Source organism: Pedobacter sp. GSP4 (genome assembly GCF_051857575.1).
GTDB lineage: Bacteria > Bacteroidota > Bacteroidia > Sphingobacteriales > Sphingobacteriaceae > Pedobacter.
On sequence record NZ_JBPZIR010000004.1, the window covers coordinates 476,387 to 488,908 of the forward strand.

10 protein-coding genes are annotated in these 12,522 nt (G+C 39.2%); 7 read left to right on the forward strand and 3 right to left on the reverse strand.

Translation table 11 applies throughout. The annotated features are described in order from the left end of the window. Positions 1 to 74: 74 nt before the first annotated feature. The 6 genes from ftsZ to ACS5PU_RS12935 all read left to right on the forward strand — a co-directional run bounded on the left by ftsZ (position 75) and on the right by ACS5PU_RS12935 (position 6,857). Positions 75 to 1,706 (forward strand): cell division protein FtsZ, encoded by a 1,632-nt coding sequence (gene ftsZ / locus ACS5PU_RS12910; protein ID WP_439459584.1) that lies wholly within the window; start codon positions 75 to 77, stop codon positions 1,704 to 1,706. A 171-nt stretch (positions 1,707 to 1,877) separates the two neighbouring features. Then, positions 1,878 to 3,119: an aminotransferase class I/II-fold pyridoxal phosphate-dependent enzyme gene (locus ACS5PU_RS12915; RefSeq protein ID WP_439459585.1), complete on the forward strand. Its 1,242-nt coding sequence runs from the start codon at positions 1,878 to 1,880 to the stop codon at positions 3,117 to 3,119. A gap of 259 nt (positions 3,120 to 3,378) precedes the next feature. Continuing rightward, a complete protein-coding gene (locus ACS5PU_RS12920; RefSeq protein ID WP_010602932.1) occupies positions 3,379 to 3,555 on the forward strand; it encodes a hypothetical protein in 177 nt (58 codons plus the stop codon). A 358-nt stretch (positions 3,556 to 3,913) separates the two neighbouring features. Further along, positions 3,914 to 4,897, forward strand: a complete 984-nt coding sequence (locus tag ACS5PU_RS12925; protein WP_439459586.1) for a helix-turn-helix domain-containing protein — start codon at positions 3,914 to 3,916, stop codon at positions 4,895 to 4,897. Between the two features lie 195 nt (positions 4,898 to 5,092). Next, complete coding sequence (locus tag ACS5PU_RS12930; RefSeq protein WP_439459587.1) at positions 5,093 to 5,575, forward strand: GNAT family N-acetyltransferase; 483 nt, start codon at positions 5,093 to 5,095, stop codon at positions 5,573 to 5,575. Between the two features lie 118 nt (positions 5,576 to 5,693). Next, positions 5,694 to 6,857, forward strand: coding sequence for an N-acetylmuramoyl-L-alanine amidase (locus tag ACS5PU_RS12935; protein WP_439459588.1), 1,164 nt, complete (start codon positions 5,694 to 5,696; stop codon positions 6,855 to 6,857). A 136-nt stretch (positions 6,858 to 6,993) separates the two neighbouring features. Here the strand turns inward: ACS5PU_RS12935 and dapA are convergent, their stop codons facing one another. From dapA to ACS5PU_RS12950, 3 genes are all read right to left on the reverse strand, one after another. Beyond that, the gene (dapA, locus tag ACS5PU_RS12940) at positions 6,994 to 7,881 is read right to left on the reverse strand and encodes a 4-hydroxy-tetrahydrodipicolinate synthase (protein WP_439459589.1); all 888 of its coding nucleotides are present in this window, start codon (positions 7,879 to 7,881) and stop codon (positions 6,994 to 6,996) included. A 154-nt stretch (positions 7,882 to 8,035) separates the two neighbouring features. Next, positions 8,036 to 10,048 (reverse strand): NAD-dependent DNA ligase LigA, encoded by a 2,013-nt coding sequence (gene ligA / locus ACS5PU_RS12945; protein WP_439459590.1) that lies wholly within the window; start codon positions 10,046 to 10,048, stop codon positions 8,036 to 8,038. 358 nt (positions 10,049 to 10,406) lie between these two features. Continuing rightward, positions 10,407 to 11,078 (reverse strand): ACP phosphodiesterase, encoded by a 672-nt coding sequence (locus ACS5PU_RS12950; protein ID WP_439459591.1) that lies wholly within the window; start codon positions 11,076 to 11,078, stop codon positions 10,407 to 10,409. 153 nt (positions 11,079 to 11,231) lie between these two features. Between ACS5PU_RS12950 and tyrS the strand changes: the two genes are divergently transcribed. Then, positions 11,232 to 12,518 carry a tyrosine--tRNA ligase gene (gene tyrS / locus ACS5PU_RS12955; RefSeq protein ID WP_439459592.1) on the forward strand — a complete coding sequence of 429 codons (1,287 nt, stop codon included), beginning with the start codon at positions 11,232 to 11,234 and terminating at the stop codon, positions 12,516 to 12,518. Positions 12,519 to 12,522 lie beyond the last annotated feature (4 nt).

Here is a 12,522-nt window from a genome sequence, read left to right on the forward strand (position 1 = left end):
GTTGAAAAAGTGTTAATATTACATTGAGTAATGAACAGAATTTAAAAATTTTTAAACAACTGATTCATAAAGATATGCAGTTCGAAATGTTAAAAGATAAGTCTTCAATCATCAAGGTAATTGGTGTTGGAGGCGGTGGCGGCAACGCAGTGAACCATATGTACCTTTCTGGTATTACTGGTGTGGATTTTATTATTTGTAATACAGATGCTCAAGCTTTGGAGTCTAGCCCTATCCCTAATAAGGTGCAGTTAGGTGCAAGCTTAACCGAAGGTATGGGTGCTGGTTCTATTCCTGAAGTGGGTAAAAACTCAGCTATAGAAAATATAGATGATATTAAAGCCATGCTGGGCAGCACAACCAAAATGCTTTTTATTACAGCAGGAATGGGTGGTGGTACCGGTACAGGAGCTTCGCCTATTATAGCCAAAGCCGCAAAAGAACTTGATATTTTAACTGTCGCCATTATTACTACACCATTTTCTTTCGAAGGTAAAAGGCGTAGGTTGCAGGCAGACGAGGGGATGGAAGAACTGAAGAAATACGTAGATTCTTATCTTGTAATTTCTAATGATCGCCTGCGCGAAATCTTTGGCAACTTAACTTTAGGCTCTGCATTTGGTCAGGCGGATGATATTTTGACCACTGCTGCAAAAGGCATCGCCGAAATCATCACCGTTCCTGGTTACATCAACGTGGATTTTAAAGATGTGCGTACCGTAATGAAAGATAGCGGCGTAGCCATTATGGGTAGCTTTGCTGCCGAAGGCGAAGACCGCGCTTTACAGGCTGTAGAAGGTGCTTTAGCTTCTCCACTTTTAAAGGATAACGAAATTGAAGGTGCCCGTTACATTTTACTGAACATTAGCTCAGGGCTGCGTGAAGTAACCATGGATGAGGTTTCGATCATCACAGATTATATCCAGGAAAAAGCTGGTTTATCTGCTGATCTGATCTGGGGTAACTGTACCGACGAATCATTAAGCGATAAACTTTCGGTTACAATTATTGCCACAGGTTTCCAAACTTCAGAAGAACGCGTAAACGAAGAAAAAAATAAAAAGAAAATATCACTGTTAACACCAGAAGAAGCTCCACTAGTTCGTCCCGTTGAACCCGTGAACTCTTTCATCCAGCCTAAACCAGTTCCTTCATACGAACCGGTATTAAAAACGAAGGAAGAGGTTTCACAAGTGGATCTTTTTGGTGGAATGTTCAATAAAGCTGAAGCTCAAAAAGTACAAGAGCCCGAAAACAATATTGTTCGCCATACTTTGATTGAAGAAGAGCCGCAGATTGAAGAGCCGAAAGAAACAGGTTTTGAATTTGAAGTAAAATTGGCCGAAACCAATTTTGTATTCGAAACACCAGTTGCCGAAGCTGCACCCGTTTACGAACCAAAGCCAGAAATCGAAATGCCGGTGGTAGGTTTGGATGACGATAAAAGCGACGAATCGATGGAAGAGCAATTGAGAAAATCTAAAGAGCGTATTTTACGCTTAAAAGATCTTAGCATGAAATTGCGCACTACAAACGGTTTACAGGAGCTGGAAAACGAACCGGCCTACAAACGTAAGCAGATGCAGTTACAGCAGGTGCAGCATTCTTCAGAGTCGCAGGTTAGCCGTTTTACGCTAAGCAACGATCAGGATGGCGGTACTGAAATCAGACCGAACAACTCTTTCTTGCACGATAATGTTGATTAAAACCAACCAAATATAATGATAAAGCCCCCGATTTTACACCGGGGGCTTTTTTGGCATAAAATTAGATTGTTAAATAATCTTAATTGACACCTAAAAGATGAATCCGGTTGATTTTAAGATGAATAAAGCTTAAATTCGCAAAATTTTTATTATAAAAAAACAGATAATACATTGGATATATTTGATAAAATAGCAAAACACATGGGGCCGCTTGGTCAACACCAAAAATGGTCTCATGGGTATTTCTCATTTCCAAAATTAGAGGGAGAAATTGCACCTCACATGCAGTTCCGTGGAAAAGAGCATTTGGTTTGGAGTTTAAACAACTATTTAGGTTTAGCCAATCACCCCGAAGTTAGAAAAGCTGACGAAGAAGCTGCTGCAAAATTTGGTATGGCCTACCCAATGGGTGCCCGTATGATGAGCGGTAACTCAAACTATCACGAACAGTTAGAACAAGAACTGGCTGCGTTTGTAGGTAAACCTGATGCATTTTTATTGAACTATGGTTATCAGGGCATGGTATCTATTATCGATACCTTGGTTGATCGCAATGATGTAATTGTTTATGATGCCGAATCGCATGCCTGTATTATCGATGGTTTGCGATTGCACATGGGTAAGCGTTTCGTTTACAAGCACAACGATATCGAAAGTGCCCGTAAACAATTAGAGCGTGCTACCAAATTAACCCAAGAATCTGGCGGTGGTATTTTATTGATTACCGAAGGCGTTTTTGGAATGAGCGGTGCGCAGGGAAAACTAAAAGAAATTGTCGATCTTAAAAAAGACTTCGATTTCCGTATCCTGGTTGATGATGCACATGGTTTTGGTACCATGGGTAAAACCGGAGCCGGTACCCACGAAGCACAGGATTGTATTGAAGGGATAGATGTTTACTTCGGTACATTTGCCAAATCGATGGCCGGTATTGGTGCATTTGTGGCCTCTACAGAAGAAATAACCAACTTTTTAAGGTATAACATGCGTTCGCAAACTTTTGCCAAGGCATTACCTATGCCAATGGTAATCGGTTTATTGAAACGTTTAGAACTGTTAAAAAGCCAGCCCGAACTAAAAGATAAGCTTTGGGAAATAGCCATGACCTTGCAAAAAGGCCTGCGCGAACGTGGTTTTGATTTAGGGGTAACCGATTCTGTAGTAACACCGGTTTTCTTAAAAGGAGAATTATCAGACGCTACTGCAATTACCTACGACTTACGTGAGAACTATGGTATATTCTGTTCGATCGTGGTATATCCGGTAATCCCGAAAGGAATGATTGAATTGCGTTTGATTCCAACTGCAGTACATACTTTAGAAGATGTACAGCGCACCTTAGATGCTTTTAGCGAAGTAGCCGAAAAGTTGGAAAATGGATATTATAAAGAAAATTTATTCGCAACCGTTTAGGTGCCATTAAAATTTTACAAAGCCCTTTAAATCAGTTTAAAGGGCTTTTTTTTGTTAACATTTTTGGTAAAAAATTGATTTACAATAACTTGGCTTGTAATTTTGGCTTAAAAATGTTTATAAATGCCCTCTGTGTGGAAAAAAAGCGTATTTAAGGCCTTTTTTTATTGTGGTAAAAATTTTTTTATTTCATCAAACACTTTAAATTAGAGTAGATAATTAAAACACAAACCTAAAAGAACCATAGGAGTAATTAAAAATGAAAAAATTTGAAGAAGTAAAGAGTTTAGTAGCAGCTTTAGAAGCTGACGCAGACAAATTTTATAACAAAGGCAACAGCGCAGCTGGAACACGCGTGCGTAAAGGTATGCAGGATTTGAAAAATTTAGCTCAGGCCATCCGTTTGGAAGTACAAGATACCAAAAACAAAGCTTAAGCCATCAAGATATTTAAAACCGGGCTCCAAAATTTCTGGGGCCTTTTTTATTTTTTGGGTTTTGCACAATTACGGAACACTTGTATAGCTTATTGTAAAAATAATAAGACGTATAGCTAAGCCTTATGTTATTCTCTGCAATTGTCTTTTTAGTTTTCTATTTTTGCCCAGTTACTTTCTGGTCGGGCTGCCCATCAATAGTATAAAACTACCGATCTTGTTTTTCATAAATACTGGGTGTTAATTATAGAAAGTAACAGATAAGGTTTTTAAATCAATCTTATCAATCTAATCAATATTTTTTGTTGCGAATAACGTTGGTGAAGGCGTGGTGTTTACAGGTAGATAATGGTTTAAGATGTCGGCAGAAATAGAATATGTTAGCTCAAATAAAAAAGATATCAGGTATGTTCTGGATCTCATGGCCGGCGTGCATCCTATCAATCCGGTATTGGCCGAAGAACTTGAAAATCATATTAAAGCCTTAAGCATAAAAAAAGACCAGATCCTTTTTAAAGAAAATGAAGTGTGCCAATACATGTATTTTATTAAAAAGGGCGCACTTATGGGATGTACCACCCATAAAAAACGAAAAATAACCACTTATATCTCAGTTGAAAATGAATTTGTAAGTTCCATATCGGGCTTACATGGATCTGCACAATCGCAAGAGCATGTGGTTGCCGTGGAGGATACCGACCTGCTGGCGATACACAACCATGAGCTTAACAGGCTTTTTCTTCATCATGCCGAGCTCAATTATATATTTAGGGTTATCCTTGAAAAATATTATAAAGATGCCCAGCAGCGCTCGCATATCATCCGCGTAGGCAATGCCAAGGAACTGTACTTATACTTTGCGCAAACCAATCCAGGTTACCTTGATCGTTTGCCGTTAGAGCTGATCGCCTCTTTATTGAATGTGAAAGCATCGACACTGGTGAGTGTAAAGAAAAATTTTGCAGTGCAGGAATGCCGTAACAAGGAACTTGCAGGTTGGAGTGAAAAGCTGGAAAAACATATGGCTACCAATCAATCTTACAGGGATAAGGGCATTAGGCTCTATTCTTTGGCAGAGGAGATAGGCTTAAGCAGCCACAAACTTTCCATTGTGCTCAACAGCTACATCAACAAGAGCTTTATCGATTACATTAACCAATACCGCGTAAACTGGATAAAAGAAAGCATCCGCAATCCGGAGATTATGCAAAATTTCACCCTTGAAGCCTTGGCTTACAGTGCAGGCTTTTCTTCCCGTAGTGCTTTTTACAGCGCTTTTAAAAAGCTCGTAGGGATGAGTCCTGTTGAGTATTCGAAAAACATGTTCGGAGAAAAGCGTTAAGTTAACGTTTTTGTTACAGAAATACACTTTTAGGATGTTTTTCATTACATAATTGTATTGATTTATAATACAGGACAAACTTCCTTTTGCAAACAGCATCCGTACAGATAGGTTTGGGTAAATTAGTAGCACTGATTACTATAGACCATTAATTTTTTAGGTTATTTATAATTTAAAGAACATTTGATTAAAGCTATGATAAGGAATATGCGCGCGGCTGATTGGGATGAAGTAAGTATAATCTATCAAGAAGGAATCGAAACAGGAACAGCAAGTTTCAGATCTCCTGAAATGAACTGGAAAGACTGGGACTCATCGCACATTAAGGCCTGTAGGTTTGTGGCCTGCCAAGGAAAAGAAATTATTGGCTGGATTGCCCTGTTGCCGGTATCGGTTAAATATGATATGGTAGGGGTTGCAGAGGTTGAAGTCTATGTAAAGCATAGCCACAAGTGCAAAGGCATTGGGTCTTCCTTGATGGATAAACTGGTTAAAGAGAGCGAAGCTGCTGGGATATGGATGTTGCAGGCAGGTATTTTTTTACAAAATTCTGCCGTGTTAAGAATTCATGAAAAGGCAGGCTTTAGGGTAGTAGGCTATAGGGAAAAGATAGGGAAGGCAAATGGCATCTGGCAGGATAACCTATTGTTGGAAAGAAGGAATAAACTGATTGCTTAAGCATTGCGTGCATAGAGCATATATCAATTTAGAGATAACACTTTAAATTTAATGTGCTGAACCATTGGGTTTTATGGGTAGATATGCTTATTTTTAGCTAACCATCTAAAAAGCCACTATGCCTGAAAAAGATAAACCCAAAGACTTTTGGGATAAGATGCAATTGGGAACCACGTTTGTTTCTACTGTCTTAATCGGGCTTGCTGGTGTATATTTCACTTACTCTTATAATCAACGGCAATTAAAGCAGACACAAATCCAACAGGCGGGACAATACAAGCTCGACAGCTTGCGGTTATTAACGCAGGTTAGTCAGGCAGCTGTTCAGGCCCAGCTTCAACAGGTTCAATTGCAAACTGCTCAGGTGCAGGCCATGACACAGCTTGTTCCGTACTTAGCCAGTAAAGATGCTGAAACAAAGAAGGTAGCTTTTGCTATTCTTCGATCAATTGATTCTACTTCCTCGTTTCCAACATTGGGCAAGCAAGCAAGTTTTGAAGAAAATATCAATCCTGAGAAACAACCATTAGGGCACAAGGTAAACTCAGCTCATTCAGCTTTTGGTAACCTTGCTACAATACTTAATCAAATCAACGCAGATAAGAAAATTGCTACCGATCCAACTCAGCCTTTCCCTAAAAGGGTTGGAGCATATAATAATATTGTTCAGCTTGCAGACAATAAAAAAGTTAACAGGAAAGTGGTTGATAGCGCTATTTTAGCACTTGATCAAGTCAGAAAATCGCCAAACTCACCATTACTTGGCATCGGATTTACTCCCAAGGAATTTGCACATTACTTAGATACGTTAAACTTGCAGCAATGGCGGCCCTCATTTATGGTATTGCACCATACAGCAGTGCCAAATCTGCAAACACTTCCTAATGGGTTTACACAGGCGAACATTGCGGGGTTCCTTAAATTTTTTACCGAAGTTCAACATTGGAATGGTGCCCCGCATTTGTTTATCGATGATAAAAAGATCTGGGTAATTAATCCGCTGACCAAACCTGGTATACACAGTCCTAGCTGGAATAAAATTTCAGTAGGTATTGATATGCTGGGCGATTATAATAATGAAAGCTTTGATGGCGGTCGTGGAAAATTGGTGCAAAACAATACAGTAGCTGCTATGGCGCTGCTAGGGAGAAAATATCATCTTTCTTTGGATTCGATCAAATTGCATAGCGAAGACCCGCGAACGTTCAACAAGCCCTGCCCAGGTAAGCATGTTGATAAAAACGCCATTGTCGCGCAGACTAAGCACTACAAGAGCTCTTAAGTTGGCCTTATCCTGTAAACACTATGTTATTTGGATTAACTTATCTTCTCCACAAAAAAACAGATTGCTATCAGCTGCTTTAAGGGCAGAATCAGTGCAATCTGTTCTATATTTTATTAACGTTGTTGATTTAGCTTTAAGCCACCTCGCTTAATTTTTCTATTTCTGCAACGATTGCTTTTTCTAAAGATGAAGAAGCTTTAGTCAAAGGTAACCTAACGGTGTCGCCACATATTCCGATATGTTTAAGCGCAGCTTTTATTCCCGCAGGGTTTCCTTCAGCAAATGCCAGGCGGGTAAACTCAATCAGGTTTAAATGTGCTGGTGTAGCACCTTTAAAATCGCCGGCTAAACATTGTTTAACCATATCAGAAAGTTGTTTTGGTAAGGCATTGCCAATTACCGAAATAATCCCCGATGCACCTAAAGCAATCATAGGCAATGTTATCGGATCATCGCCAGAGATTAAAAGAAAATCTTCTGGTTTATCACGCATAATCTGGTTAAACTGATCAAAACTTCCAGAAGCTTCTTTGGTTGCAATGATATTTTTAAAATCGTGCGCCAATCTGCAGGTTGTTTCCGGACTCATGTTGCTCATGGTACGTCCAGGTACATTGTACAAAATCAGATCCAAAGGAGATACCTCGGCCAAATATTTATAATGCTGATAAATGCCTTCCTGTGTTGGTTTGTTATAATATGGACTAACAGATAATATTGCACTATAACCAGTGGTATCAAAAGCTTTAATATCTTCGGCTACAGCAAGCGTGTTGTTACCGCCAATACCGGCAACCAAAGGCAATCTGTTATTGTTTATTTCAGCAGTATAGGCCCACACCTTCTTCTTCTCGTCCTTGGTCATTGTAGCGGTTTCGCCGGTTGTACCTAAAGAAACGAGGTAATCTATCCCTCCGTCTACCAAATGATTAATCAAGTTTTTTAAGCCATTATAATCAACTGATCCATCTGTGTTGAAAGGCGTAACCAATGCTACACCAGTACCCTGAAATTTGTTCATTTTAAATTTATAATTATTGAATTTTGAATGAGCGATTGAATGAATGTTAAGCACATCCTATCATTCATCATTAAAAATTTCCTCACTTTTATTGCTTTGATTTTAGGATGGATGCTTAACATTCCATCATTCAAAAATCAATCATTTACTCACATTATCCTATCATTTCCAACAGCTCGGCATCACTGATAATCGGTACATTCAGCTTATTTGCTTTTTCCAGTTTGGATGGGCCCATATTATCGCCCGCAACCAGGTAGTTCAATTTGCCCGAAATACCACTCAGTATCTTGCCTCCGTTCGCTTCAATCATATCTTTAAGCTCGTCGCGGCTAAAGTTTTCAAAAACGCCCGAAATTACGAATGTTTTTCCAATAAGTTTGTCACTATCAAGCGTAATTACTTTTTCTTCAATTTCAAACTGCAATCCGGCTAATTTTAATAATTCTACCTGCTGTATGTGCTCAGATTTTCCAAAATACTCAACAATACTCTCGGCAATTCGCTGCCCAATCTCATCTATGGCAATTAATTCTTCTACAGTAGCCTTAGCCAGATTGTCGATATTCTTCACACCTGCCGCTGTTTTCTTGGCAACTGTTTCGCCAACATAGCGGATACCTAAACCAAAAAGAACCTTTTCGAAAGGCATTTCTTTTGATTTTTCAATACCGGCGAGCATATTCTCGATAGATTTTTCGCCAAAACGGTCGAGGGTTTTAAGCTGATCTGATTTTTGGTATAGAGTATATAAATCGCTGATGTGGTTTACCAAGCCCTGCCTGTAAAAAGTTTCGATGGTTTCATCGCCCAGCCCATCTATATTCATCGCTTTGCGCGAAATAAAATGCTGTATTTTTCCTACAATCTGCGGCGGGCAGCCTTCATCATTCGGACAATAATGTACCGCTTCACCTTCTTTTCTAATCAGTTCGGTACCGCACTCAGGGCAGTTGTGCAGATAATGCACCTTGGCCGAGCCCGGTAAACGTTTATCCAGGTTTACTTTGATAATTTTAGGGATAATCTCGCCGCCCTTTTCTACATAAACAGTATCTCCTTCGTGCAGGTCCAAACGGTCTATTTCGTTTGCATTGTGCAGGGTGGCACGTTTAACAGTAGTTCCGGCCAATAAAACAGGTTTAAGGTTGGCTACAGGGGTAACAGCACCGGTTCTGCCTACCTGGTAGGTCACTTTTTCCAGTACGGTTTCAACCTCTGCTGCTTTGTATTTGTACGAAATGGCCCAACGCGGCGATTTGGAAGTAAAGCCAAGTTCTTGCTGCTGTGCGTAACTGTTTACTTTAATCACAATCCCGTCGATATCATAACTGAGTTTAAAGCGCTCTTCTTCCCAATGGTGTATAAACTCCAGTACGGCATCTATGTTCGGTACCAGGCGGTTGTGTTCGCAAACATGAAAGCCCCAATCTTTTACCGCATTTAAGCTGTCCCAGTGGTTTTTAAATTCATTTTTGTCGGTGTATAAGAAATAAATAAAGCCATCTAGAGGGCGTTTGGCCACTTCTTTGCTATCCTGCATTTTGATGGTACCCGAGGCAAAATTCCGCGGATTGGCATAAGGAATTTCTCCAAGCTCTTCGCGGGCGGCATTGAGGCGCAAAAACGCTGCTTTATGCATAAAAATTTCACCACGGATTTCAAAATGCTCGGGGGCTGCATTGGTTTTTAGCTGGTGCGGAATGGTGTGTATGGTTTTAACATTATTGGTTACATCATCGCCTTTTGTACCATCGCCACGCGTAACTGCCCTTAAAAGTTTACCATTTTCGTAGGTTAAACTAATGGATAGGCCATCAAATTTAAGCTCGCAAACATAGTCGAAATTATCGCCAATAGCTTTGCGGATACGCTCATCAAAGTCACGTAAATCCTGCTCATTATAGGTGTTGCCCAAAGAGAGCATGGGGTATTTGTGGTTTACGGTTACAAAGTTTTTGGTAATATCGCCACCTACACGCTGGGTTGGCGAATTGGGGTCGGCAAAATCCGGGTTTGCTTTTTCAAGCTCAGCTAAATGTTTTAATTTTTTATCAAATTCATAATCGCCAATGGTGGGCATGGCCAGCACATAATAATTGTAATTATGCTGGTTTAATTCGGCCACAAGGGCATCCATTTCTTTTTGTATTGCAGATAAGGGCATAAGACAAACTTAGAGAAAATACTTCTTTTTTAATTGGACATATTTATAAAAAGTATTGTTTTACACCCTTTAGAGTCAATTATTCGACGATACCTTAATGATTTTTTGGAAGATTAAAACAGTTTATCATTAATCTCCTTAAAATCGATTTGAAAACCCTAGGCTCATGGGTAAGATGTTGTACCTGTTTTTTGTTAAATTAAAAAAGCAATTTCTGTTAAATTTTGCTTTCTGTAGAAAGCAAAATACTTAAATCATCCAGCGCATGTAATTGAATGCCCAACTCTAATGCTTTATTGGCATGCTTATTTTAGCAGTTTGGTAATTAATGAAATAAAATGATGTATTTATCTTTAAATTATAGCTTCTCCTCAATCTCCTTGAAAATATCCATAAAATCCTTTTCCAAAACGGATTTAAAAATCCCAAGTTCATAGGTAAGCTGCTGCAACTGCTTTTCATTTAATGTTTCGGGCCAAAGGCGCATGCATATGCGGTTAAGCGCGTAACTGATATTTTCCAGCTTTTGGTAGCTCAATAAATATTTGCTGCTGATAAAACCTTCCAGAAACTTAAAAAAAACTGTTTGGTTATGGAGGCCGCAATGTGCCAAAAAATCGGCCATCGATTCTTTTTTTACGGCTATAAGCTTATCATAAAAGTGGTTAACCTGAATTAAATTGTGCTCTACCAATAAATGATCTAATAAAAGTTCTAAGCCAATGTGCGCAAGGAACGAGGGGCGTACAGGCGTATTTTCTACAATGGGTTTAATCAGCTGCTTAAGCTCGGTGGTTTTCTCCAAAAAGAAATCAGACGAATGAAAAAACAGGTCAACAGCCAAATGCCTTTTCCATCCTGCCAACAACTGTTCTTCATCTGGATTCCCCTTAAACAGAAATTCATTTTTCTGTGGATATAAATTTGCTTCCTTAGCTGCATTTTTGATCAGATCGGGCAAAACAGTTCCCATTACTACATTGGCATCTTTGGTTAACCTGTCGAAATAATAATGGGATAAGAAGTTCATATTGCAAGGTAATGTTTTCTTTATTCTTGTAAAACCCGAAAATAGGGGGCCAAATTTATATTGTTGAAAAGCTGCTTTACAAAACCAACTAATTTGCTTTAAACTAAGCTAAAATTTTATCTTTGCACGCACAATTATTAAAGTGTTTGTACAATGACGAATTTTGTTGAAGAGTTAAGATGGCGTGGCATGCTGCATGATATTATGCCGAATACTGAAGAAAAGTTAAAAGAAGGTATGACTTCTGGTTATATCGGTTTCGACCCTACTGCAGATTCGCTGCACGTTGGCCACCTCACGCAGATCATGACTTTAATTCATTTTCAAAATGCAGGTCACAAACCCTTTGCTTTAGTGGGCGGTGCTACCGGAATGGTAGGCGATCCATCAGGAAAATCGGATGAGCGTAACCTGCAAACGCCCGAAATGATTGAACATAACCTAAAAGGGATGAAAACCCAGTTGGCTAAATTCTTGAAATTTGAAGAAGGCGGCAACGGTGCGGTAATGGTTAACAATGCCGATTGGTTTAAGGATATGAACCTTTTTACCTTTATCAGAGATGTGGGTAAGCACATTACCGTAAACTACATGATGGCCAAAGATAGTGTTAAAAGACGTTTGGAAGGCGATTCTGGCCTGTCTTTTACCGAATTTTGTTACCAGCTGATTCAAGGTTATGATTTTTACCATTTATGGAAAAACGAAAACTGTTTGGTACAGATGGGCGGCTCCGATCAATGGGGAAATATTGTTACCGGAACTGAACTGATCAGAAGGAAAGATGCCGGTACAGCTTATGCCATTACCACCCAGTTGATTAAGAAAGCCGATGGCACTAAATTCGGTAAAACCGAGAGCGGTGCGGTTTGGTTAGATCCAGAAAAAACTTCTCCATATAAATTCTACCAATTTTGGTTAAACGCATCGGATGATGATGTAAAAAAATGGATCCGCATTTTTACCCTAAAAAATAAAGAAGAAATAGAAGCTTTAGAAAAAGAACATGATGCCGCTCCGCATCTGCGTATTCTCCAAAAAGCTTTGGCAGAAGATATTACAGTGAAAACCCACTCGGCCGAGGCCTTGGAAACTGCCATTAAAACCTCAGAGTTTTTGTTCGGAAATGGATCTTTAGAATTTTTAAAAGGTTTATCGGATAAAGAAGTATTGGATATATTTGATGGGATTCCACAATATAAAATTTTGATAGAAGAACTTGGTGCCGGCATAGATGCTGCAAGTTTACTGGCCGAAAAATCGGCTATTTTCCCATCAAAAGGAGAAGCTAAGAAAACCATCCAGGGTGGTGGTGTTTCGGTTAACAAAGAAAAAGTAGCGGAAATGGCACAGATCTTTAATGCCGACCACTTGATCAATGATAAATTTATCGTGGTACAAAAAGGAAAGAAAAATTATTTCTTATTGATTGCTGAATAATATT

Bases quoted from the DNA above. Each gene is read 5' to 3' on its own strand.
- ACS5PU_RS12930 (WP_439459587.1), top strand. From the start codon at position 5,093: ATGATAAGGAATATGCGCGCGGCTGATTGGGATGAAGTAAGTATAATC.
- ACS5PU_RS12920 (WP_010602932.1), top strand. From the start codon at position 3,379: ATGAAAAAATTTGAAGAAGTAAAGAGTTTAGTAGCAGCTTTAGAAGCT.
- ligA (WP_439459590.1), bottom strand. From the start codon at position 10,048: ATGCCCTTATCTGCAATACAAAAAGAAATGGATGCCCTTGTGGCCGAA.
- tyrS (WP_439459592.1), top strand. From the start codon at position 11,232: ATGACGAATTTTGTTGAAGAGTTAAGATGGCGTGGCATGCTGCATGAT.
- dapA (WP_439459589.1), bottom strand. From the start codon at position 7,881: ATGAACAAATTTCAGGGTACTGGTGTAGCATTGGTTACGCCTTTCAAC.
- ACS5PU_RS12925 (WP_439459586.1), top strand. From the start codon at position 3,914: ATGTCGGCAGAAATAGAATATGTTAGCTCAAATAAAAAAGATATCAGG.
- ftsZ (WP_439459584.1), top strand. From the start codon at position 75: ATGCAGTTCGAAATGTTAAAAGATAAGTCTTCAATCATCAAGGTAATT.
- ACS5PU_RS12950 (WP_439459591.1), bottom strand. From the start codon at position 11,078: ATGAACTTCTTATCCCATTATTATTTCGACAGGTTAACCAAAGATGCC.
- ACS5PU_RS12935 (WP_439459588.1), top strand. From the start codon at position 5,694: ATGCCTGAAAAAGATAAACCCAAAGACTTTTGGGATAAGATGCAATTG.